Source organism: Chitinophagaceae bacterium (assembly GCA_016713085.1).
Taxonomy (GTDB): domain Bacteria; phylum Bacteroidota; class Bacteroidia; order Chitinophagales; family Chitinophagaceae; genus Lacibacter.
In genome coordinates this window covers 1,817,985-1,840,853 of sequence record JADJPV010000001.1, presented here as the reverse complement: position 1 = coordinate 1,840,853, position 22,869 = coordinate 1,817,985, and the positions used below count along the sequence as shown (strand labels likewise).

Annotated in this window: 22 protein-coding genes, 1 tRNA gene and 1 pseudogene; 6 read left to right on the top strand and 18 right to left on the bottom strand. The window is 40.3% G+C overall.

The annotated features are described in order from the left end of the window. Positions 1-115: 115 nt before the first annotated feature. The 4 genes from IPK31_08980 to recQ form a co-directional block, all read right to left on the bottom strand. On the bottom strand, positions 116-1,009 hold the full coding sequence (locus IPK31_08980) for a hypothetical protein (protein ID MBK8088058.1): 894 nt from the start codon (positions 1,007-1,009) through the stop codon (positions 116-118). Positions 1,010-1,156: 147 nt separating this feature from the next. Next, positions 1,157-1,795, bottom strand: coding sequence for an RNA polymerase sigma-70 factor (locus IPK31_08975; GenBank protein MBK8088057.1), 639 nt, complete (start codon positions 1,793-1,795; stop codon positions 1,157-1,159). 416 nt (positions 1,796-2,211) lie between these two features. Then, positions 2,212-2,284, bottom strand: a tRNA-Phe gene (locus IPK31_08970). Between the two features lie 171 nt (positions 2,285-2,455). Further along, positions 2,456-4,759 carry a DNA helicase RecQ gene (gene recQ, locus IPK31_08965; protein MBK8088056.1) on the bottom strand — a complete coding sequence of 768 codons (2,304 nt, stop codon included), beginning with the start codon at positions 4,757-4,759 and terminating at the stop codon, positions 2,456-2,458. A gap of 260 nt (positions 4,760-5,019) precedes the next feature. Here recQ and IPK31_08960 point away from each other — a divergent pair, with 260 nt between their 5' ends. Further along, positions 5,020-5,991, top strand: coding sequence for a KpsF/GutQ family sugar-phosphate isomerase (locus IPK31_08960; GenBank protein ID MBK8088055.1), 972 nt, complete (start codon positions 5,020-5,022; stop codon positions 5,989-5,991). Between the two features lie 26 nt (positions 5,992-6,017). Then, the gene (locus IPK31_08955) at positions 6,018-7,100 is read left to right on the top strand and encodes a mannose-1-phosphate guanylyltransferase (protein ID MBK8088054.1); all 1,083 of its coding nucleotides are present in this window, start codon (positions 6,018-6,020) and stop codon (positions 7,098-7,100) included. Positions 7,101-7,227: 127 nt separating this feature from the next. On the opposite strand, the gene IPK31_08950 is transcribed toward IPK31_08955, so the two are convergent. Next, complete coding sequence (locus IPK31_08950; protein ID MBK8088053.1) at positions 7,228-7,479, bottom strand: hypothetical protein; 252 nt, start codon at positions 7,477-7,479, stop codon at positions 7,228-7,230. Between the two features lie 76 nt (positions 7,480-7,555). Beyond that, positions 7,556-7,711, bottom strand: coding sequence for a hypothetical protein (locus IPK31_08945; protein MBK8088052.1), 156 nt, complete (start codon positions 7,709-7,711; stop codon positions 7,556-7,558). Between the two features lie 203 nt (positions 7,712-7,914). Between IPK31_08945 and IPK31_08940 the strand changes: the two genes are divergently transcribed. Beyond that, positions 7,915-8,166, top strand: coding sequence for a hypothetical protein (locus IPK31_08940; protein ID MBK8088051.1), 252 nt, complete (start codon positions 7,915-7,917; stop codon positions 8,164-8,166). After that, entirely contained in the window at positions 8,147-8,947 is an 801-nt protein-coding gene (locus IPK31_08935) for a hypothetical protein (protein ID MBK8088050.1), read from the top strand. The genes IPK31_08940 and IPK31_08935 overlap by 20 nt, the downstream gene beginning before the upstream one ends. On the opposite strand, the gene IPK31_08930 is transcribed toward IPK31_08935, so the two are convergent. The 6 genes from IPK31_08930 to IPK31_08905 form a co-directional block, all read right to left on the bottom strand. Continuing rightward, positions 8,944-9,681: a TIGR00730 family Rossman fold protein gene (locus IPK31_08930; protein MBK8088049.1), complete on the bottom strand. Its 738-nt coding sequence runs from the start codon at positions 9,679-9,681 to the stop codon at positions 8,944-8,946. The two genes, IPK31_08935 and IPK31_08930, sit on opposite strands and share 4 nt — an antisense overlap. Before the next feature lie 33 nt (positions 9,682-9,714). Further along, positions 9,715-10,947 carry a family 10 glycosylhydrolase gene (locus IPK31_08925; GenBank protein ID MBK8088048.1) on the bottom strand — a complete coding sequence of 411 codons (1,233 nt, stop codon included), beginning with the start codon at positions 10,945-10,947 and terminating at the stop codon, positions 9,715-9,717. Then, a complete protein-coding gene (locus tag IPK31_08920) occupies positions 10,925-11,380 on the bottom strand; it encodes a MarR family transcriptional regulator (GenBank protein MBK8088047.1) in 456 nt (151 codons plus the stop codon). Before IPK31_08920 ends, IPK31_08925 begins: the two co-directional genes overlap by 23 nt. Before the next feature lie 85 nt (positions 11,381-11,465). Further along, a complete protein-coding gene (gene lptC, locus IPK31_08915; GenBank protein MBK8088046.1) occupies positions 11,466-12,041 on the bottom strand; it encodes an LPS export ABC transporter periplasmic protein LptC in 576 nt (191 codons plus the stop codon). Next, positions 12,034-13,392, bottom strand: a complete 1,359-nt coding sequence (locus IPK31_08910) for a hypothetical protein (protein MBK8088045.1) — start codon at positions 13,390-13,392, stop codon at positions 12,034-12,036. Before IPK31_08910 ends, lptC begins: the two co-directional genes overlap by 8 nt. Next, entirely contained in the window at positions 13,367-14,092 is a 726-nt protein-coding gene (locus tag IPK31_08905) for a type III pantothenate kinase (protein ID MBK8088044.1), read from the bottom strand. The genes IPK31_08910 and IPK31_08905 overlap by 26 nt, the downstream gene beginning before the upstream one ends. A gap of 149 nt (positions 14,093-14,241) precedes the next feature. On the opposite strand from IPK31_08905, the gene IPK31_08900 reads away from it, so the two are divergent. Next, on the top strand, positions 14,242-14,766 hold the full coding sequence (locus IPK31_08900) for a hypothetical protein (protein MBK8088043.1): 525 nt from the start codon (positions 14,242-14,244) through the stop codon (positions 14,764-14,766). A 10-nt stretch (positions 14,767-14,776) separates the two neighbouring features. On the opposite strand, the gene IPK31_08895 is transcribed toward IPK31_08900, so the two are convergent. From IPK31_08895 to IPK31_08885, 3 genes are all read right to left on the bottom strand, one after another. Next, complete coding sequence (locus IPK31_08895) at positions 14,777-15,418, bottom strand: LON peptidase substrate-binding domain-containing protein (GenBank protein ID MBK8088042.1); 642 nt, start codon at positions 15,416-15,418, stop codon at positions 14,777-14,779. 141 nt (positions 15,419-15,559) lie between these two features. Beyond that, positions 15,560-16,324 carry a glycosyltransferase family 2 protein gene (locus IPK31_08890; GenBank protein MBK8088041.1) on the bottom strand — a complete coding sequence of 255 codons (765 nt, stop codon included), beginning with the start codon at positions 16,322-16,324 and terminating at the stop codon, positions 15,560-15,562. A gap of 1 nt (position 16,325) precedes the next feature. Then, entirely contained in the window at positions 16,326-17,558 is a 1,233-nt protein-coding gene (locus IPK31_08885; protein ID MBK8088040.1) for a hypothetical protein, read from the bottom strand. A 54-nt stretch (positions 17,559-17,612) separates the two neighbouring features. On the opposite strand from IPK31_08885, the gene meaB reads away from it, so the two are divergent. Further along, positions 17,613-18,512, top strand: a complete 900-nt coding sequence (meaB, locus tag IPK31_08880; protein ID MBK8088039.1) for a methylmalonyl Co-A mutase-associated GTPase MeaB — start codon at positions 17,613-17,615, stop codon at positions 18,510-18,512. A 219-nt stretch (positions 18,513-18,731) separates the two neighbouring features. On the opposite strand, the pseudogene IPK31_08875 reads toward meaB, so the two are convergent. The 3 genes and pseudogenes from IPK31_08875 to IPK31_08865 form a co-directional block, all read right to left on the bottom strand. Continuing rightward, a pseudogene (locus tag IPK31_08875) lies at positions 18,732-21,162 on the bottom strand (zinc-dependent metalloprotease). A gap of 68 nt (positions 21,163-21,230) precedes the next feature. After that, entirely contained in the window at positions 21,231-21,458 is a 228-nt protein-coding gene (locus tag IPK31_08870) for a hypothetical protein (protein MBK8088038.1), read from the bottom strand. A gap of 50 nt (positions 21,459-21,508) precedes the next feature. Next, positions 21,509-22,777, bottom strand: a complete 1,269-nt coding sequence (locus IPK31_08865; GenBank protein MBK8088037.1) for a sigma-70 family RNA polymerase sigma factor — start codon at positions 22,775-22,777, stop codon at positions 21,509-21,511. Positions 22,778-22,869: the final 92 nt, after the last annotated feature.

The following is a 22,869-nucleotide window of genomic DNA, read 5'->3' as shown; positions in this document are numbered from 1 at the left end:
TAAATACCGCTCGGTAAAAAAAGAGTTTCCCGAATTTAAAAACTTTCCGCCAAAATTTATTCACGGTTTGTATGCTTCTGAATATGGATGTTTCATTGTAGTTATTATTTATAGCTTAATAATTCTTATCATAACCAATAATATGAATATCATGATTAAAACTGTAAACCGGAGTATTGTTTACACCCATAGTAGGAATAACAACAGATCCGTTAATATCAATATTTGTTGGTGTAAGGCTTGAAGTTTGAACTGTAAATCCGTTGCCCAAACTCATGCCCAAGGTGTATTGTTGGTAATTAATGGTAGGTTCAGCTTTAAAGTCACCATTAAAAGACCGTATAAGTGTTCTTTCTTCTTTTACATGCCCAGTATAGTTACCCCAATGCGAATCTTTATCGTATTCAAAATGGAAATTCTTTTCCTGTACCACTCCTAATCGTATCCCTGTTAAATCAATAGTGGCGGGATGTGTAGTTGCATCATATGTAAAGCGGTACTCCGTTGCTGCGTAGTTTCCAGAATTATTTTTTAATACCACATACTTCAACGGTATGGTAATAAACAAACCTAAACTCCTTTGCCCCGGAACAGATGGTGTATAATAAATAGCTGTTACACCAAAAGGAATATAGTACCATTCATTGCATCCATAAATAAAGTCTTCCGGGTAATCAACAATATAACCGGGGTCAGTGGTTTTAAGAAAATTGTTAAGTTCATATTGAGAATTTAAAGGATAGACTACCATGTTTGGAGCCAGATTAAGAAAGTATGATTGCCCAAATTCTCCACTCTCTAATTCCGTTATATAAGATTGGTCATCTTCCGTATTGTAAGTTGCTGTGCCTGCTGGTGGCAATTGTTGCTCCATTTGCTTTACAAGCAGCCTGGCATCCTTTAGCCGGAAGCCTGTTGGGTCAGCCTTCATTCTTTTTCGTATTTCTTCGCCAATTTCTTTTCGGGAAAATGTAACCCTGCCTGTGTCGGTGGTTTCAATTTTTACCACTGGTTGTGGGTTTGTGCTACTATTTTCAAGTTCCTTTTTACAACTGGTAAAGCAGTTACAAAAAGGGCAGTTACAGAAAATAGCTTTAAATAGGGAGTGGAGATAATGTTATTCATAATTGTTATTTTTATAAAAAGCGAAAAGCTTTTATACTAAGACAACAAAACCATTAAAACGGGGAAGCCACTTACTACAGTTTTTTGAAAACATTTCTATAAGAAGAAGAAGAACAGTGGTGCGGTCTTGCAAGTATTTGCGGATGGCTTTTACAGCCAATTCGAGGTGTGTTTTTACAGATTCCTTGCCGATACCCAGTTTGTCTGCAATTTGCTGGTAAGTAAGATGCTCATGCCGGTGAAGTTTGTACACCTGCCGCTGGCGTTCTGTAAGTTTAGCAATGGCTTCATCGGCCAATTCTAATTGCTCATGTAATGGATTGCTTTCTGGCTGTACATCTTCTGTATCATGATGACTTTTATTCCATTCATTAACCAGTTGTTGTTCCCGCATGGCCTTACGCAACGCATTAATGGCTTCATTGCGGCTGATCTTGAAGAGGTAAGCTTTAAAATGTTCAACTTGCGAAAGCTTCTCTCTCTTCAGCCAGATTTTCAGGAAAACATCCTGTACAATTTCAGCGGTAAGTTCTTTTGATTTGGTAATGCTTAGGATATAATTACTGAACAGAGGTTGCCAGTAATTAAAAAGTTCACGAAAGGCCTGTTCATTGCCTTCCGAAACTTTCATTAATAAACGACGCTCACTATCAATAGCAGTTTGTTCCAAATTGACACAGTAGATTGTTTCGTTTCAAAGGTAACGTTTCTGCTGTAACGCCTTATCTGTCTATATACTCAGGTAATTCAAAGATTTGTTTAAGATAATTGTAATTCCTTCTTATTGAAAGTTATCCGCAATGGAATGATAGATTACTTTTCGAAACAACTAACCTCTTTGTTTCAGGATGCTGAATAACCATTCCAATACATTTCATAACAATATTACAATACAGTAAAAAGGATTCTTAATCGACTGGTCATATTATGTCAACAATGGAAAGTAATACCGGAAAGTCCGTTTAATATTACTTTAAAGCATAGCACATAAATAAAGTATGGGTAAGTACTGTATTGTATACTTTGTGTACCATAGTCAAGCATCCTGGATAAACAAAAAAGCCCCGGCAAACGCCAGGGCTCTTGTGGTGTGGGCCGGGATCGAACCGGCGACACAAGGATTTTCAGTCCTTTGCTCTACCGACTGAGCTACCGCACCATTCCTGAAACACATCACTCTGGTAAGTGGAAGCTACCTTCATTTTTGTGCTTCGGGGTTGCAAATATAAAGGTATCAGGCTAAAATCTGAAATCATTCTCAATTATTATCTGCCTGAAGTTCTTTGTGTTTTCTAACGTCTATTAGTTAAAAGCTTACAACTTTCCTCCACTACATCCCAAATTCACTCAGAAACTTAATTCGCATGATCTTCAGCTGCTCCCAGCTGTAGCCCCCGTCTTCAAGCTCCTGCTGGGCAATCTTGAGGTCGCTGGTACTGCAGGTCTTAAAATAATCAATGATTTCTTCCTGCTCATATTCATCCAGCCATTCGTCAATTGCATAATCAAGCCGCAGCTTGGTGCCGCTGGCAGCAATGGTTTCCATTTCTTCCAGCATTTCGTCCATTTTCCAGCCTTTGTTTTTGGCAATGGTTTCTAACGGGATCCTTTTATCTACATTCTGTATCAGGAATACTTTATTACCGCTCTTGTTTACCACGCTCTTCATCACAAAATCATCCGGCTTTTCCACCTCATTTTCATCCACATATTTTGCAATAAGCTCTACAAATGGTTTGCCATAACGGATAGCTTTTCCTTTGCTCACTCCCTGGCACTTTTCCAGTTCCTCCAGTGTGGTTGGATAAAGCGTGGCCATATCCTGTAAAGAATTCTCTAAGAAAATAACAAAAGGAGGTAATGCTTTTTTCTTCGCCTCTTTATGCCGCAGCTCTTTGAGCATCTCAAACAATTTCTCATCTGTTGCTGCACCAGTATTGCCAGTTTCAGTTCCTTCATCATCATCTGCATTGGCCTCTTCGTATAAATTATTGAGAACAATTTTGAACGATTTCGGTTTCTTCAGAAATGCTTCACCTTCTTTTGTCATCTTCAGCAAGCCGTATTCTACAATATCTTTCTGAATCAATCCATTCAAAAGCATCTGCCTGATCAGTGAATTCCAGAAGTGAACATCTTTTTCTTTACCCAATCCAAACTCTGCAATCTGATCATGACGGTACATTTGGTTCTGAGGTGTTAATCGGCCAATGATCACCGGTATCACATATTCTGCAGCAAAGCGTCCGTCTAATGCTTTCACTACTTTCAATACCATCACGGATTCATCCTTCGCTTCAATCTTTTCTTTTGGATGTAAACAGTTATCACAGTTTCCGCAGTTTTCCTGTTTGTATTCTTCTCCAAAATAATGAAGTAAGATCTTCCTTCTGCAAACAGAACTTTCAGCAAATGCAACAGTTTCCTGGATCATTTGTGCCGTTACTTCACGTTCACTCAATGGCTTGTCACGCATCAGGTGTTCAAGCTTACTCACATCCTTATGCGAATAATAAAGTAAACATTTTCCTTCCATACCATCTCTTCCTGCACGGCCGGTTTCCTGGTAATAATTTTCTATACTCTTGGGAATATTATAGTGAATTACAAAACGGATATCCGGTTTATCAATGCCCATACCGAATGCAATGGTGGCAACAATTACCTGCACATCCTCATTGAGGAACTGATCCTGTTTACCTGCTCTCACCTTACCGTCAAACCCTGCATGATACGCAACGGCTTTAATGCCATTGGCCATTAAAATATCAGCCAGCTCTTCTGTTGTTTTACGGTTCAGTGTGTAAATGATGCCGCTCTTTCCTTTGTTTTGGGAAATAAACTTCACAATACTTTTTACAGCCTGGTCCTTATTGATTTTTGGCTGAATTTCATAGTAAAGATTGGCACGGTTAAAAGAAGAAATAAAAATATCAGGATTGCGGAGTCCGAGGTTATTTACAATATCACTCTGCACTTTTGGGGTGGCAGTAGCTGTTAAAGCGATAATAGGAATGTTGGGATTGATCTGGTCCATCATCTCTTTCAACCGCCTGTATTCAGGGCGGAAATCATGTCCCCATTCGCTGATACAATGGGCTTCATCAACAGCAAAAAAAGAAATATTTAAATCGCTGAAAAACTCAAGGTTTTCCTGCTTGGTTAATGTTTCAGGAGCCACATACAGCATCTTTGTTTTGCCGCCAAGCAAATCATCATGCACTTCTTTTGTTTCTTTTTTGGTAAGGGTTGAATTGAGAAAATGCGCCACATCATCTTTACTGCTGTAGCTGCGTACAAGATCAACCTGGTTTTTCATTAAAGCAATCAATGGACTTACAATAATGGCCACACCCTCGCTCACCAATGCCGGCAACTGGTAACATAAACTTTTACCGCCACCTGTTGGCATAATCACAAACGTATCTTTCCCGTTCAGTACATTATGGATAACGGCTTCCTGTGTGCCTTTAAATGCATCAAAGCCGAATTGCTCATTCAGTGCTGCATAAAGATCAACAGTATGAACTTTACCGGCAGCGGGTTTTCCGTTTGACTTTTTGGTTGCTTTTTTTGCAGTCTCTTTTACTGTAGTTGTAGTTTTGGCTGCTGTTTTTTTCTTAACTGTACTCATCACTTTTTTTCCTTCTCTCTTTGGTTTTTACAAACTGGACTTACTTAGCAGGTAGTTAACTTGATCTGCACAGACCGTGCTTTTGAATAAGGGGGACGAAGTTACTGAAATTGAGCCTTTCCACCTTTTCCCAATCGTCAAAAACATGCTAAAAAAGTTCATTATGATAAGATAGCTCAATTTCGCTGATTGCCAACAGGAAAATTTGCACAATTCCATTCTTTTATATTCTGCTTATTTAAAGTAGGTTTGCCCCGCCAATGAATCAAAAGAATATTAACCCCATAGAAGTTGCCAAACGCACTATTGCATTGGAGGCAGGTGCAGTGGAAGGTCTTGCTGACTTACTTACTGAAGACTTTGCAAAAATATGCGACGTAATTCTGGAGGCAAAAGGACGCCTGATTGTGAGTGGAATCGGCAAAAGTGCAGCCATTGCCCAGAAAATTGTTGCCACCCTTAATTCAACCGGAACTCCTTCAGCATTTCTTCATGCAGCCGATGCCATTCATGGAGATCTCGGCATGATCCAGAATGAAGATGTGATCATGATCATCAGCAAAAGCGGTGAAAGCCCCGAAATAAAAGTACTGGCACAACTGGTAAGAAATTTTGGTAACCCGGTGGTGGGAATGGTGGGTCACACAGACTCTTATTTAGCCAAACAAAGCAATTATGTGTTAAACACTACGGTTAGCCAGGAGGCATGCCCTAATAATCTTGCTCCAACCAGCAGCACAACTGCACAAATGGTAATGGGCGATGCATTGGCTGTTGCCCTGATGGAAATGCGTGGATTTAACAGTGATGATTTTGCAAAGTTTCATCCGGGAGGTTCGTTGGGTAAGAAATTATATCTCCGTGTAGCTGATCTGTATATTCATAACGAAAAACCACATGTGAAAGAAACAGCAACTCTGAAAGAAGTGATTGTGGAAATATCAAAGAAACGTTTGGGTGCCACAGCTGTGGTCAATGAAAAAAATGAATTGCTGGGTGTAATTACAGATGGTGATTTGAGAAGGATGCTGGAAAAGAACAGTTCTATCAATGATGTTATTGCCACACAAATCATGAATTTCAATCCAAAAACAATTGAAGCAGATGCATTGGCAATTGATGCAATGGAACTGATGCGAAAAAATAATATCAGTCAATTACTGGTAACAAATGAAAAGCGATACGCAGGTGTTATACATTTGCACGATTTAATTAAAGAAGGACTTATTTAGCCGGTTGGCTGATTAATATAATCACTATGAACAAGAATCACTATGTAGCTATTATGGCCGGAGGAATCGGCAGCCGTTTCTGGCCAATGAGCCGCACCGGTTTTCCCAAACAATTCCTGGATATTCTGCATACCGGCCGTACCCTGATACAGGCTACGTATGACCGCTATCTTCAATTTATACCAAACGAAAACATTTACATTGTTACATCCTTTGATTACAAAGAAATTGTAGCCGCACAGTTACCCGATCTGTCTGTTGAAAATATTTTGTGCGAACCCTCACGAAAAAACACTGCACCCTGTGTTGCTTATATTGCTTATAAGTTGCAGCAGCTGAGTAATGATGGACTACTGATTTGTGCTCCTGCCGATCATTTAATTTTAGATGCCCCTGCCTTTAAAAAGGTTTGCATGGATGCATTCAGCTTTGTAAATAACATCAACGCACTGGTTACATTAGGCATCAAACCTACTTATCCCAATACCGGCTATGGTTATATTCAGCACGAACCATTGCCTGTGGCCGACAGCATGTACAAGGTGAAAACCTTTACCGAAAAGCCCAACCTGGAACTGGCCAAAACATTTTTAGCCAGTGGTGATTTTTTATGGAACGCAGGCATTTTTGTGTGGAAAGTAAAAAACATCATCAAAGCATTTGAAAAATTTCTGCCTGAAATGAATGAACTGTTTGTTGCTGAGCAGGAACAGTTCAATACAGCCAATGAACAGGAAGCCATCGACCGCATCTATCCGCAATGCACCAATATTTCCATTGACTATGGCATTATGGAAAAAGCCGATAATGTGTATGTAATGCCTTCTTCCTTTGGCTGGAGCGACCTCGGAACATGGAACAGTGCATATGAAAACATGGAGAAGGATTATTTTGGAAATGCTGTTGCAGGAAAAACAGTGATGGTAATTGATGCCACAAAAAATGTGGTACATGTGGATGATAAAAAATTAGTATTGCTGCAGGGCCTTGATGATTTCATCATTGTTGATACCAAAGATGTATTACTCATCTGCAAAAAAGAAAAAGAACAGGAGATCAAGGAATATGTGGCAGAAGTGAAACGGAATATTGGCGATAAGTTTTTATAGGCTAAGAGTTCAAAGGAGGGAAAGGAGAACAAAGAAGCATAAATACAAGAGTATAATAAAAAGAGAAGAGGTAACAATTGTGTAACCTCTTCTCTTTTATCTCTTTTTACTTTTTTGAACTCTTCGCTCAGTTTTTATTACTTACAAATTCAAACGCTTTCAATGCTTTTCGAACAACAGCCTTTCTCACTTTAGTAATGTTATTAATTACTTTATGCCTGTTGAGGTCAAGCACTTCATGTGCTTTGCAGAAATTATCCAACTCTTCAATGCGAAACAGCACATCATGCAGCCATTCCACTTCGTGGTCAATGGCCTGTTGGCTGCGATGCTCGTTATTAAGCATAACAAGTAAGTCTCTGCGTTGGTTCTGTTTCATTTATTCAACTTCTGGCTTTACAGCCTTCTTTATTATCCGTTTTTCTGCGGATAAAAATTACTGTTTCAACTCATTTTTAATATCCCACCATCCCTTTTTTATTGGGACATCCGCAACCATTCTTTTTTGATGCACTGCATCCTGACAATAAAAGAACACTCACTAATATCAATAGAAAACCAAACCGGGTTGAACGCTGCATAAATAAACTCACAAATTGTTTCGGAATCATTGGATATTCGGTTAAAAGGTGACTTACAAAATAACTATTTTTTGCGATTTATATTGTTTAAAGTTTATTTTGGCACTTTGGGAAGATGACCGGCAGTTTGCAGGCTTTTCTCCCTGAAAATGAATCTTTTTCTGAATGACTACCTCAAAAAATACACGGATTCTGCTGGCACCTCTTGATTGGGGGTTGGGCCATGCCACCCGTTGCATTCCCCTCATCAGGTATTTACAGCAAAAGAATGCGAGGTTGTACTTGCAGCCGATGGTGCTGCGGCAAGCTTACTGGCTTCAGAATTTCCCGGCATCAGTATCAGAACATTGAAGGGATACGACATCCGTTATAACAGTGGTTCTTCTTTATTTGGAAGTATGGCTTTGCAATTACCCCGCATTTTCAGCAGCATTCAGGAAGGAACATCTCTGGCTGAAAGATGTATTGGAAAAAGAACAGTTTGATATTGTAATCAGTGATAACCGCTCGGGCTTTTGGAATAAAAAAACACACAACATCTATATCACCCATCAGTTATTGATTCATTCAGGTAAAGGCAACTGGCTGAACCGTCAATTGCAGAAACTGCATGCACGGTATATGAAAAAGTTTACGGAAGTGTGGGTGCCCGATTTAGAGGCAAATAAAAATCTTGCCGGCGAATTGTCTCATCCTTCACAACCAATCATTCAACCTGCCTACCTGGGCTTGTTATCAAGATTAGAAAAAAAGGAAGTTGCTGAACAGGAATATGATCTTACAATTCTATTGTCAGGACCAGAGCCGCAACGAACAATTCTTGAAGAAAAAATTTTCCAGCAGTTACCATCTTATTCTGGAAAAGTTTTATTTGTGAGAGGATTACCACAGCAGAATCATTCAGCACTTCGATCATATCCGCACATTACTGTTCATGATCATTTGGCTGCTGCGGAATTACAACACAAACTGAGTTCTTCGAAACTGGTTATATGCAGAAGCGGTTATACTACTCTCATGGATTTAATGAAGCTTGGGAAAAAAGCATTCCTCATTCCAACTCCCGGTCAGCCCGAACAGGAATACCTTGCCCAATACATGCAGGGGCAATCGTATTTTCCTTTTCATCAACAGAAAGGATTTGATCTTTTATCTGCCATTAAAGTGGCCGATTCATTTCCTTATCAGCATCCTTTTGCAGAAGCAGATTTTGAAGTTTATAAAAAACGAATCGATGAATTACTGAAAGAAAGATTGCGCAATTAATCTTTCTGCCTTTTGCCATTGTGCTCAAACAGCCAGGCAAATGGATGTTGCTTTTCAGGACGGAGATGAAAACGCTGGATGCTTTTTTCTTTCAACGTCTGCATAGCTTCTTCAATTGAATCTGTAACAAACAGCAACTGATCATCGTCGGGTGAAATAGTTCCTCTTTCTTTCATCAGCAGAACATGTTCCATCATTTCTTTATGAAACTCTTTACCTATTACAATCACCGGAAAGTTGCGGATCTTTTTTGTCTGGATAAGTGTAATGGCTTCAAACAATTCATCCAGTGTTCCAAAACCACCGGGCATACAGATGAATGCATAAGAATATTTTATAAGCAGTGTTTTACGTACAAAGAAGTAACGGATGTTGACCCATTTATCTAAATAAGGATTTGGTTCCTGTTCATGCGGTAAAACAATATTACATCCAACGCTTCTTCCTCCAACATCTTTCGCACCACGGTTGGCAGCTTCCATTAATCCGGGGCCACCGCCTGTTAAAACCGTGAAGCCCATCTTTGCCACTTCGGCTCCAACTTTTCTTGTAAGATCATAGTATTCATGTCCTTCATTATATCGTGCCGAACCAAAGATGGTTACACAGGGTCCGATAAAAGCAAGACCACGGTACCCTCTCATGAATTCCCCAAACACCTTCAATGCAAACCAGAGTTCTTTCCACCTGCTTTGCGGACCTTCTAAAAATTTAATTTCATTAACGGATTTCATACAATCAATTTTAGTACTGATGCAAAAGATGGGTTATTTTTTCTTCTGCATCCAGTTCATTTCAGGAATAACGGCAGGATCTTTAAAATAGTGCAGCCGCAGACTATCATTCCACCCATTCGGGTTTCGGTTAAATGATTTGCTGCTGAAGAAAATCATGCCCTGCACATTGGGTGTGTTACGAAGTAATTCAATCTGTCGTGGAATCAGCGTACTATCTTTCCATGCATCACTGCTGCCTGCACGGTAAATACCCAGGCCGATATAACAATGCTTACCGTAAGTATGTTTTCCCCACCAGTCGATCAATATTTCATACGGCGCTGCTTTATGACCAAACTCCCAGTAGAGTTGCGGTGCCACATAATCAATCCATCCTTTTTCAAGCCACAATAAAATATCAGCATACAGATCATCATAGTTTGTTTGTCCGGCTTTGGTATTACTGCCACGGGAATCTTTATCACTGTTGCGCCACACACCAAAAGGGCTGATCCCAAATTTCACCCATGATTTTGTTTCCTTAATCATACGGCTCAGCCCAACAATAACAGAATCAACATTACTTCTTCTCCAGTCATCTTTTGTTAATCCATTTCCATACTGCTGCCAGGTAGCAGAATCAGGAAATTCTTTGCCGGCAATACGATACGGATAAAAATAATCATCGAAATGAACAGCATCCACATCATAACGTTCCGTCATATCACGAATCACTTCTACAACAAAAGCCTGTGCTTCTTTATTACCGGGGTCAAAATATTTTTTATCTCCATAATCCAAAAACCAACCCGGGTGCAAACGTGTAATATGTGATGGGGCGATGGATGCTTTCCCCAATTTAAAATCGGCACGGTAAGGATTGCACCACGCATGAAATTCCATTCCACGTTTATGTGTTTCTAAAATCATAAACTGCAAAGGATCGTAGTAAGGCGATGGTGGTTTTCCCTGCACACCGCTTAACCATTCGCTCCATGGTTCGTAGGCAGATGGATAAAATGCATCTGTTGCCGGACGCACCTGCATGATCACTGCATTCATCCCGTTTCTTTTGTGCAGATCGAGTATGCGGATAAATTCTGTTTTTTGTGAATCAACTGCAATCCCTTTTCGGGAAGGCCAATCAATATTATCAACTGTTGCAATCCATACAGCTCTGAATTCAGGTTTGGCCTGCGCAAAAGAAAGTGAGCAGGAAAAATAAAAAAGCTGAGCAGGAAAAAACGAATCATACTGTAAGTTAAACTGATCCCCTGATTTTATCGAGTAAGCTGTTTAATTGTTTCGCTTCCTCGCTGTTCAGGTTATGAACGATTTCGTCAATCATTGTTTGAGTTTTATCCAGATTCGCAAGCAGGTTTTTTCCTTTTGCGGTTATTGTAACATCCACCAGCCGCTTATCTTTTTTACTCACAACTTTCCTGGCAAGATTTTTCAACACCAGCCTGTCAACAATACGACTGGTATCACTCATCTTATCCAGCATCCTGTCCCTGATCTGTAAAGTAGATATGGGTCCGTTGCTGCCACGCAGAATACGGAGAATATTAAACTGCTGTAACGTAAGATCCTTCGACTCGAAATGCTGTTTTAATTTTTCGGTAACCCAGCTGTTGGTGAAGATGAGGTTTACAATGACCTTGTGATGTTCGCTGTTAAATTTCCTTAGCTGGGAGATATCCTTTTCAATACTCATACGCAGATTGTTTGGGCATTTATCAATAGTCTGGCAATTGATGTTGTAACTGATCTGTTATTGAAACAGGAGCGGAAGGTAAGAATTAATTTCCTGCAAATTTGGATGCGCCCACCAGCAATACCCCGGTAATGGAATCAATTCTGAAATTTTTCAGGGTTTCATCACTTTCAAATCCCTTTCCAAAAATGGTTTTTGTTTTCTGCCTTATTTCAACATCTTTATTTGTAAAGAGCTTATGCAGGTTCTGCTCCCAGAAAAGTTCTTCTGTTTTGAGTGTGTCGCCATTGATCCTGATCACCACTACACTATCTGTGAGAATAACACGGCTCTGCTGTTCGTAGTAGTATGCTTTTTTTGCATCGAGATAACTTTCGATCTGCATACTGTCGTTATAAAAATCAACATGCAAAGTATTGGGAAATTCAACCCTTGGTACACTGTCGTAATAACGAAGCATAAACGGTGCAGAAAGTTTTGCTTTTAACCTGCCCCCTGTACTGAGATAACTGGTTACAACCTTCACTTCATCAACAGTGAGTTTTTTCGACTGCATTGCCTGTATAACCTTGATGTCATTTTCACAGGCAAAGAAAAAGCAGCCTGCTATGCAAGCTGCTGCTTTTATAAATATATTTTTATGATCAAACCAGTTAATCATACTTACGTTTAATAAACCAGATATCGCTTAATGAGAACCCAAGTGTAAAGCGAATATAATTTTCACGGAGTAATGAAGTGCTGCGGTTTCCTCTCTGTCCTATTTCAAAAGCTGCATTCACAATATTATTACGGTTGAACTCAGCAAAGGAATAACGTTTAATGGGCAAACCGATTCCTGCAGTAAGACCATAACTTTTCAAATCACCATTCACGGTATAAGGTTCTGTACCAAAATGAAATCCTGCACGGTAAATCACCTGTCCCCAGTATGTTTTTGCCCTGCCTGAAATATCAGGAATAAACTGACCACCAACCTTTGCCCGCCAGCTGTTCTGCAAACCGTCTTCACTTCCGTAATAACGGTAGCTTCCCCAGTTGGATATTTCAACATCGGCACCAAGGCGAAGGTTGCCTTTTCCAACAACATCATACATTACACCAAATCCATACGAAGAAGGATAAATGATATCGCCTTTAATATTTTTTGTTTCTGAAACAGAATCAACCCTGCTTTCATTACCGGCTTCATCAGTTACAAAGTATGTTTCAAAAATTTCATCACGGGTTGTACGCATTTTGCTCTGCGTACTGGTATATGCACCCAGGTGTAATGAACTGTATCTTCTTTTGGCCGTATCGCCCGATAATTTTATTTCGTACTGTACACCCAGCTCAAGGAAGGGAGCACCAAAATTATTTCTCACCTGTTTTTTTCCCTGCCTGTAACGGTCGGGTACTGTATCATTAAAAATACCAACTCTTGTAGTGTAATCTTTTGAACCAAAACGGTAACCTGTATTAAACCCAATGCTGAAACCTTTATATCCAAAAGCCGAACCAACAAATGCCTGGTAGGTTCCGCCGCTGCCTTCATAAACATTCTGAACGCTGTCGCCGGAAGCAAGTCTTCCTCCGCTCTGGATATTATAACTCACTTTCGTGAGCGGACGTAATCCAAATGCCATCCCCAAATCATACTTTGCTTTTTGTGGCTTGATCTGAAATCCGCTGGCGAGGTAGGGAATATAAACGTTGTTGGAAGTATAAGTGCTGCCGTTATTATTACTCAGCTTACGGCTGTTGATATCCAGCCCCAGATCAAGAATGGCCCGTTGCGCTCCGAACTTGCTGTAAGAAGCAGGGTTTACAAAATTGATCGTTTGAAAATCGCTGTAGGCAGCAGATAAATGACCCATGCCCCTGTTGGCAACATTGCCCGATGGTACAATATCGCCTAAACCGTAACGGCTCCAGGGCGAATTATCCTGCGAAAGGGCGGGGATCACAATGGCTGAACTCAGCACAAATAACACTAAAACACGCTTACCGATTGAACTCACTGATTGCATACAGACCTTTAAAGATTAGTTGAGGGTCTGCAAATATCATGTTTTTGAGCAGAGGAGCAAAATGAACCGTATCACCCCCGGTTAACAGCACGTTAAAGTTCCCGTACTTTTCAGCATAAGCATCAATGATTCCGTCGATTTCTTTGGCCATTCCCCAGGCCACTCCACTGAGCAGATTGGTCTTGGTATCATAACCAATGAGAGGGAAGTTCCATTCCATTTTTACCAATGGCAGCAGGGCTGTTAACTGGTTCATACTTTTGAACCGCATTTCAAGTCCGGGTGAGATACTGCCACCCAAAAACTGGTTCTGATTATTGATGAAATTGTAGGTAATGCAGGTGCCGATACCAATGGCTAAATTATTTTTTCCGGGAAACAGGTGAACCGATGCTGCACAAAGGGCCAAACGGTCGGCGCCAATGGTTTCAGGTTTACCAACAGGAGTAGTGAAAGGCAGTTTTGTTTGATATGACAATTTATGAAAACTGGTATGCTTGGCCAGCACTTCTTCCACCACCGGCTGATGATTGATCACCGATGATAAGATGGAAAAGGATGGCTTGAACTGAGCAATAATCTCTTCCATACTTTCCCTGCTGTCATCATTCAGGATCAAAATTTCTTTGAGTTGATCCTGTTCAAACACGGCCGCTTTTAAACGGGTATTACCAAAATCGAAACAGATGGTTATTGCCATGGGGCGAAGTTACAGATGAAAAGGGAAGGGCTCAAAAATCACGATAAGCGACTCAAAGGACAAAAAAGCCTTATTTAACGAATGACCATGATGCGGATCATTGCATAATAAAGAATGCTTTCTCATCTTTAGCATTCATTTTTTGCTGTATGAAACGCACATATATTCTCCCTTTACTATTTCTGCTTATCGTTACCAGCAGCTCCAATTGTAAGAAAAGTTTGTTTGGTGAAAATTTACCGGCTGCAACACAGGAAGGAAAAAACACCTGCGGTTTTTTGGTGAATGGAGAAGTATGGACACCCGAAAGAGGCAGCTTAGATGAGTTAAGCTCATATTATGACCCTACGTTTAATGGCGGTACATTTCAAATTAATGGAAGCAAGTACGAACCCGGAAATAATACAAGCTTTGTTGTTGCCAGTTATAATATTTCAGGTGCCGGATATTATAAATTAAACGTTAGCCCGGATGCAGTTGGCAAGTTTTCAAATTCAACAAATTATTGTTTTCGAAACTGGGATGATACAATACCAAATCATAACGCATTTTTAAACATTACAAAGTTTGACTTGCAAAAAGGCATCATTTCCGGCACATTTGAGTTTGCTTTAACCAAAGCAGGATGTGAAACAGTACGTATTACACAGGGAAGATTTGATATGAAATACTAAACCAATCCTCTTACAGATCAAAACTAAACCCTTCTAAATTCCTGAAGTGCCCGTTAAGTTTTACTTTTTCTTTTAAGTTATCCATTTCGGCCAGCAGCGGTAACACTTTATTGAGGTGCCGTTTCAGATATTCTTCCCGTTGTGCTTCACGGAACAAACCGAGCAGTTCATATTCTTCTTCCACATTTAATCCCATGTGGTGGGCCACATCAAAGGCTTTCAGTTCTTCTTCGGGTTTTTTAAAATCTTTGCTTACCTGTATGAGTTTATGCAGTGCTTTAATTCCCTGCACTACTTTCTGCATCAGCAAACGGTTACCGTCGTCTGCATCATCAGGATAGGTAACAATGGCGCCGCTGTATAATTTGTCGGGTACTTCTTTAATCAGTTCCAGCATGCGGAATACTTTTACACCGCTGCTGGTAATATCCATCTTACCATCCTCATACACTTTCTTAATTTCTTTTATTTCCACCAGTGTACCCAGGTCCTTTAATTCTTTGTTTACCACCGCCGGAATACCAAATGGTTTTTTTTGTTCAAAACATTCAGTGATGAGTTGTTTGTACCGTGGTTCAAAAATATGCAGGTTCAGGTTTTCGCCGGGGAAAACAATAATACTGAGGGGAAAGATGGGGATGAAGTTGGTCATACAGGTTTTTCTTTTAGCAAAGATTGATAGAAACACAGATGAAACGGATTGTACAGATTTGCACTGATATATCCGTGTTCAATCAGTAGTGATCGGCGTCATCTGCGATTCTATTGCCCGTAAATTACGAAGAAACCGAATTTATTTTTTCTTTTGTGGATGCTGTAAGCGGTAAAGTGTATTATATTTTATACGGGTATAACCGGCACGCATGGAAGCCAGCAGAAAACCTTCCACTCCATCTAAAAAACCAAGCTTTATAATATAGTTGCGGATAAATGAAACAGGCGGCGACAGGTATTTCCTGTACCATGCTCCCTTTTTACCCTGCCTGTAATATTTTTCACCGCTTGCAATGGCATAGGTTTGAATCTTTGCTTTGTACTGTTCAGTTGACTGAAGTGTTTTATGCAGAATGGAGCCATTCAGTTTTTTCACCACGCAGTCCTTTTCAAAAATCAGTTTTTCGTGAACGGGGTCACCATTCCAGGCAGCCTGGTTGCGGTTAAATAAACGGAAAGGTTCATCCTTCCACCATTCGCCAAAGCGGATATGTTTTTCTTTGAAAAAATTCTTGCGGTGTACAGTAAATACCTGCTTCTCATCTTTCAGGTCAAGTGCAAGAATGGACTGCAGTAATTCATTATCAATTGCTTCATCGGCATCCAGTTGCAATATCCAGTCGTACACTGCACGTTCATTGGCCATATTTTTCGTTTGGCCATAGCCCACCCAGTCTTCTTCAATAACAACAGCCCCGTTTTTTAATGCAATAGGAATCGTGGCATCGCTGCTGCCGGTATCGCAAACTACTATATCATCCGACAATAGTTTAACCGACTGCAATGTTTGTGCAAGCAGGTGAGCCTCATTCCTCGTAATAATAACAACTGAAACAGCTTGCATATCAGGATTTAATTCGATTCGACAAATGCCAGTACAATATAAAGAAACTATACAAATACACACCAAACTGGTCGTCAATAGTGCATTCGTATAAAAAAACAATATTCATGAACAATACAAATGCAATGGCCTGTTTATTCCGTCTCCACTGAGCTGAAAAGAATGGTAATACAATAACTATGCTGAATAAAAGCATGGCTGCAATGCCTGCACCACTGCCACTGGTCATCCATTGATTCAACGGAAGAAACCGTTGTGATAAAGGAACAGCAGGAGCGTATTCATTATACCACTTATTGGTTTCTTTTTTAATGTCACCATAACCAACACCTGTTAACCAGTTTTGCTGAAACACATACCAGCCACTGCGTATGGACAACATACGGTTACCATCACTGAAATCACCGCTTACATTTCCTGCTATCCGATTTTCACGGTCATACAATGCATAATGTACCCTCATCTTAAACGTTGGCAATAACTGGTAAGCTAATACCGGAAGTAACAGTGCAAGAAATAAACTGACAACTGCCAATTGTTTTTTTTCTGATGTGTACATCTGCCAGAGAGTTACAGGAACTATGATGAAGTACAAACCAAGTAATCCTGTTTTTGCACCAAGTATATGCAGGAATAAAATAAACCAGATCATTACTGCACGCATGCTCCATAAAAGAGTTGATGATGTAATTGCTTTCCATTCTTCCAGCTTCAGCCATAACAGCATTGCAATAATGACGGCCATACTGAAACGGATATGATCATTGTCAGCAAGTGTTGGAATTGTTTTGGAAAAACGATACAACAGATCATATTCATCCTTTTGCTGCAGGTACTGTACCATACTCCATACTGTTCCGCCAAACAGCAATGCTGTCCATAACAAAGAAAACAACACAAACTGTTTTCGTTCAAATCCTTTTTGCATCACTAAAGCAAAAGGCAACATTAATAATGGAAGTTTAGTGAGCAGTACATTCAACCATTCTGTTTTATCCTCACTCCAAAAACCCGAAAGCAGCGGAAACAGAAACAAACAGGAAATGCCGATCAAAACTTTTTGCTGCAGAAAAACATTCCATCGTTCCTTTAAATCGCTTTGCAGAAATCCGTTGGCAATAAGTGTAAAGGTTCCGATACTAAGCAATGCACGGCTGAATAGAAACCCCGTCATCACGAGCAGGATGCCGGTAAAAAAAACAGTCAGATGTATGGTAGCTCTTGTTGATTGCATGGGTTCAATGTTGCAAATAAACAATATTTAAATCTTTTCGTTTAGGTTTGTGAAATGTGGCAATCATTACAACAGGAAATCAGGGAAGGTAACCAGAAAAGTCTGGCCCGCTGCATTTCACTGATTGAAAATGAAGTGCCGGGTTATGAAGAGTTTCTGCAAACCATACCTGCTTCCACTACTCCTGTTATTGGTATTACCGGCCCGCCCGGTGCAGGGAAAAGTACCATGGTTGATTCATTGATTGGTTTACTGGTTGAAGAAGGAAAAAAAATAGCGGTGCTTTGTGTTGATCCATCTTCGCCATTTAATTTAGGTGCATTACTTGGAGATCGTATCCGCATGAGCAACTGGTACAATCATCCCAATGTATTTATCCGTTCGCTGGCTACCCGTGGTTCGCTGGGTGGATTGCATCCGAAAATTTTAGAGATCGCTGAGGTATGTAAAATAGCTGATTATGATTATGTAATAGTTGAAACAGTTGGTGTGGGACAGAGTGAAATTGAGATTGCAGGTCTTGCTGATGTAACTGTTGTTGTACTCGTACCGGAAGCCGGTGATGAAGTGCAAACCATGAAAGCAGGGTTGATGGAAATTGCCGACATATTTGCAGTAAACAAAGCTGACCGTCCGGATGCGGAATTGTTTGTAAGGAATTTAAAAATGATGCTGGCTCCTGCTTTTGCAACTACGCAACAGGAGATCCCTGTTATTAAAACAATCGCTACGGAAAAACAGGGAGCAAATGAATTGTGGATGAAGATTGATGAGTTACTGAAACATCATTATACCAATGAACGCAGAAGCTGGTTACTGGCAGAGAAAGCCTATTATTTAATTCAGCAGAAACGGATGAATGATGTACAGAAAAAAGAATTGAAACTGAAGATTGATACTGTATTAGACAAAGGGGAGTTTAATTTATATCAATTTATAAAGCAGTATAGCTAAGAGTTCAAAGACGAAAAAGAGTTGAAAGAGGAATGAACAAGGCAACGAGGCAAAACAAAGGCAAAGAGTTGGCTAAGAGATCAAAAGAGAGAAAGAGATGTAAAGAGGAATACAAAAAACACTCATTAATATTTACAAACAGCATACTGAAATAAAAAGAGAAAAGGAGATAGAATTGATCTCCTTTTCTCTTTTCCCTCCTTTGAACTCTTAGCTCACTCATTCCGCATCGCAACCAATCGGTGCTCCCGGCGGTGCTTCTTTATGTAAAGTTGGTTTGGCGTCTTTTGGATTTTTCATCCGTTCAAAAGCGAGTTGCAGATGACCATTGTATGTTGAAGTTGCTGTCTTCAGTTGCAGATCGATATATTTCTTCAGATCAGTCAATGCTTTTTGCAGCACACTTCTTACAGCAAAAGAATTGTTTTCATCAACGGACGAAGCTAAGAGGTAAGTTAACAGCACCTGTTCTGTTTGCTGCTGAATCAATCCTTCCATGCCGCTTCTTCTTGTGGCTTTCCATGTTTTATCAACGAGGGTCTGTATCATTTCATTTAAACCTAATCCGCCATTTGTTTCAAATTGAACCATTCGGCTTAAGCGTTCGCTGTTGAATAAAAAAGAGAACGGAAGATCAGCAGCCGTTTCAGCAGGTGATAACTGATCAAACGACAAACCTGTTCTTTTCCTGAACAATTCTCTTGAACCAATATAACCCGATGGCCGTGGCGGAATTAAAGCAGCAATACGATCAGGGATCTGCAAAACTTTCGGATCAATACAATCAATCACTGCATTCAATGCATTTTGCTGTTCAGCTTTACTCAGCATTTTTGTAATCACCTGTCCATCGCCTCTTACTGCATAAGAGTAATACATGCCGCCAACAAGTTTTGTTACTGCTTCAATCTGATAACGGTGATAAAAATAAACTGGCACCAGTGCATCTTCCAGCATCGCCATCGGCATACCGGGTACAATATTTTTTTCACCAAACTGCTGCAATGCTTTGGTACGAACTTTCATCACTTCTTTCAATCCATCAACCACGTTTGTTCCGTTGTCCCACAAATGTGCATCAGGATGTAACCCACCAGGGGATCTTGCATCACGGTCGCTGATGAATTGCAATCCTCTTTTGATTGCTTCAGACATAATTATATTTAATGAGGTTTTTTCGTTCACTGTTGAAGGAAAATCCTGGTAGCCCCATGTAACTGCTACCTTATCCCAGTCTCCAATTTTTTCGTCATATACTTCTGAAAAATCCATTTCACCTTTTGCATTCAGCTGAATCAGTGGATGCGGATAATCCATTACACTTGCACGGTTGCTTACACTGCTGGCATAATTGTGCATGAGGCCGATGGTATGTCCCACTTCATGTGCTGATAACTGGCGCAATCTTGCCAATGCCGCTTTCAACATTTGATCATTGGCAGGAATTCCTGTTTCATATGGTGATAATAAACCGGAGAAGATGAGATAATCCTGACGTACACGGAGTGAACCAAGCGATACCTGTCCTTTAATAATTTCTCCTGTACGGGGATCAACAACCGAAGCGCCATAACTCCAGCCACGTGTAGAACGGTGTACCCAGTTGATCATGTTGTAACGGATGTCCATCGGGTCAGCACTGTCGGGCAATACTCTTATCTGGAATGCATTTTTATATCCGGCAGCTTCAAATGCCTGGCTCCACCAGCCGGCACCATCGAGCAAAGCAGAACGGATCGGTTCTGGTGTACCGTTATCTAAATAATAAATGATTGGTTTTACCGGCTCACTGATGGCAGCTGTTGGATCTTTTTTCTTCAAGCGGTGACGGATGATATAATATTTTTCAATGGGTGAGCTAACCGGTGATGCATAATCATAAAAAGAAACCGGGATAAAACTGCTGCGTGGATCAAATACTCTTGGCTGATAATTATTATCGGGCAGTTGTACCAGTGAATGATGAATGCGCAAGGTAATGGCTTCGGTTGATGGAGCAACAGGCTGTACAAAATTCCCCACTTCACCATCGGCATTGGTATAAGTAACGGTTACTTCCAGTTCAGAATTGAGTGGAAAGTTTTTTGGTGCGTGCCAGGTACATGGCACTTCTTGTTTTATCAAGCTGATAATTTCCCTGGCGCATTCTGCGGATGGCATTGCTCACTTTCATGGCATCACGCATTAAAAAATCTGTTGCATCAACTAAAAATTTTCCATTGCTTTCTGCTTCAACCATAAAACCCCAAATGGTTGATTGTGCAAAGGATTGTTCCACTGCTCTTTTCTCAGCATGGTCGTTTGATAAAGCTCTGTATCCATAGTTGGGTTGAACGAGTAAAACCTTTCTGCCCACTTTACTAAACTTTACCACACGGTCATCGCCCAGCAATCCACGATCAAGTCCAATATCATTTGAACCTAAACCTGCAGGCAAGGAAATAACATATAATAATTCGGTTTCAAGTTTGTCTACTTCCAGCCAAACTTTACCGGTATTTTCATCCCAGTAAAAGTTGAAGTAGCCTTCATACTTTTTCAGTCCGTTTGTTTTTTCTTCAATAGTTGGGAGTCCTTGCCTGCCGGCAGGCAGGTTCTGTGCTGCAATTGATAAAGGAAGCAGCAACAGCAAAAAGAAATATTTTCTCATATACAGTTGGTTAATGCATACAAGTTACGGGAAGAGGGCGATTGCAAAAAGAGAAAGTGATCAGTGGCTTATACTTCTTCTTCTTTCTGGCTTTTCCACCAGCGCCAGCCAATAAAACCAACTATGGCAAAAGGAGCAGCCATCAAATAGATAATAGCACCATTCAAAGCTTTGGCCGGTTTTTCACCCAGCTGTGAAGCGGTTTTTGTACAGATAGAACATTGCGCTGCAGCATCTGCTGAAACAACAACAACAGCAACAATAATGAAAACCAGTATCAATCCCCACTTATTCATTTCAGAAGTATTTACAGCAAAGTTAAGGCAAAGCAGAAAAAAGAAATGATTTAAACCTGCTGACTGATCTTTTGCTGCAGTAACTTTTTTTCAATGGCTGATTGGGTTAGGGTAATGGCTTCTTCAAAATAAGTTCTGGCTTTGTCGTACTGTTTCAGCTGCCAGTGCAGTTCGCCCAGTGTTGCCGGAAGCAGGTAATAATTTTTTAAGGAAGAAAGCTGCTGAATATTTTCAATCGCACTGATGGCTGCTTCTGCTCCATTTAGTTCACTGATCACAATGGCCCTGTTTAAAGCAATGATGGGTGTAGGATACAATTGATAGAGTAAATTATAACAATGAAGAATATTGTTCCAGTTGGTATGATGATAATCTCTTGCCTGAGCATGCTCGTAGGCAATCCCCGCTTCAATATGATATTTGCTGATGGTTTCTCCTGCTGCTGATTCTTCGAGATGAAACACACCTGTTTCAATCAATGCCCTGTTCCACTTATTGCGGTCCTGTTGTTTTAATAACAGGATGTTTCCCTCTTTATCGAGTCTTGCATCATTTCTTGATGCGGTAAAACACATCAACGCCATCAGTGCATGGGTATTGGCATGGTTCACTTTTTCGTTGCGGCAGATAAGTTCACACATCCGCATGGCTTCATTCATCAGGTCGTTGCGGATCAGGTCTTCATGATTAGTGGAGTTATATCCTTCATTGAATAAAAGATAGATGGCCATCAATACAGCTTCCACCCGGTTATCAAGATCTGCCGCTGCAGGCAATTCAAACTGAACATTGTTTTCACGAAATGTTTGTCTTGCACGGTACAATCTTTTTTCAATGGTATCGTATCCGGTAACAAATGCTTTGGCAATTTCTGTAACACTGAAACCGCAAAGTGTTTTTAAAATCAACGATACCTGTGCTTCTGTTGATAAAGAAGGATGACAGCAAACAAACATCATCCGCAGCTGATCATCATCAATGGTATTTGTGTTCACCATTTCTTTTACAGTTGGTGCCAGTGTATATTCTGACTGGAGAAGCGGAGTAATGCTTTTGGAGAATTCGTCTTTTCGTTTTTGCTGACGTAATACATCAACAGCTTTATTTCTTGCAGCAGTAAATAACCAGGCCGAAGGATTTTGCGGAAGTCCGTTGATTTTCCAGTTACCGAGTGCTGTTACTAATGTATCCTGCACCACATCCTCTGCTAACTCTAAGTTCTGCGTACCAAACAGTTTAGTTAGCACAGATACAAGCTTTCCCCACTCATGCCGGAAGAGATGATCAACAGTTTCATCAATATGAGAGGAGGTTTTCAAACAATCTTTTCTGCAATTTACTCGATCTTTTAAAATAAACAGGCTGTCTAGTTTATTTGCCGGAAAGGCGGGAAGTTGATAAGTGTGATTTA

Coding starts and splice junctions, on each gene's coding strand:
- recQ (MBK8088056.1), bottom strand. CDS start 4,759: ATGAGTACAGTTAAGAAAAAAACAGCAGCCAAAACTACAACTACAGTA.
- IPK31_08960 (MBK8088055.1), top strand. CDS start 5,020: ATGAATCAAAAGAATATTAACCCCATAGAAGTTGCCAAACGCACTATT.
- IPK31_08955 (MBK8088054.1), top strand. CDS start 6,018: ATGAACAAGAATCACTATGTAGCTATTATGGCCGGAGGAATCGGCAGC.
- IPK31_08950 (MBK8088053.1), bottom strand. CDS start 7,479: ATGAAACAGAACCAACGCAGAGACTTACTTGTTATGCTTAATAACGAG.
- IPK31_08945 (MBK8088052.1), bottom strand. CDS start 7,711: ATGATTCCGAAACAATTTGTGAGTTTATTTATGCAGCGTTCAACCCGG.
- IPK31_08930 (MBK8088049.1), bottom strand. CDS start 9,681: ATGAAATCCGTTAATGAAATTAAATTTTTAGAAGGTCCGCAAAGCAGG.
- IPK31_08920 (MBK8088047.1), bottom strand. CDS start 11,380: ATGAGTATTGAAAAGGATATCTCCCAGCTAAGGAAATTTAACAGCGAA.
- lptC (MBK8088046.1), bottom strand. CDS start 12,041: ATGATTAACTGGTTTGATCATAAAAATATATTTATAAAAGCAGCAGCT.
- IPK31_08910 (MBK8088045.1), bottom strand. CDS start 13,392: ATGCAATCAGTGAGTTCAATCGGTAAGCGTGTTTTAGTGTTATTTGTG.
- IPK31_08905 (MBK8088044.1), bottom strand. CDS start 14,092: ATGGCAATAACCATCTGTTTCGATTTTGGTAATACCCGTTTAAAAGCG.
- IPK31_08900 (MBK8088043.1), top strand. CDS start 14,242: ATGAAACGCACATATATTCTCCCTTTACTATTTCTGCTTATCGTTACC.
- IPK31_08895 (MBK8088042.1), bottom strand. CDS start 15,418: ATGACCAACTTCATCCCCATCTTTCCCCTCAGTATTATTGTTTTCCCC.
- IPK31_08890 (MBK8088041.1), bottom strand. CDS start 16,324: ATGCAAGCTGTTTCAGTTGTTATTATTACGAGGAATGAGGCTCACCTG.
- IPK31_08885 (MBK8088040.1), bottom strand. CDS start 17,558: ATGCAATCAACAAGAGCTACCATACATCTGACTGTTTTTTTTACCGGC.
- meaB (MBK8088039.1), top strand. CDS start 17,613: ATGTGGCAATCATTACAACAGGAAATCAGGGAAGGTAACCAGAAAAGT.
- IPK31_08870 (MBK8088038.1), bottom strand. CDS start 21,458: ATGAATAAGTGGGGATTGATACTGGTTTTCATTATTGTTGCTGTTGTT.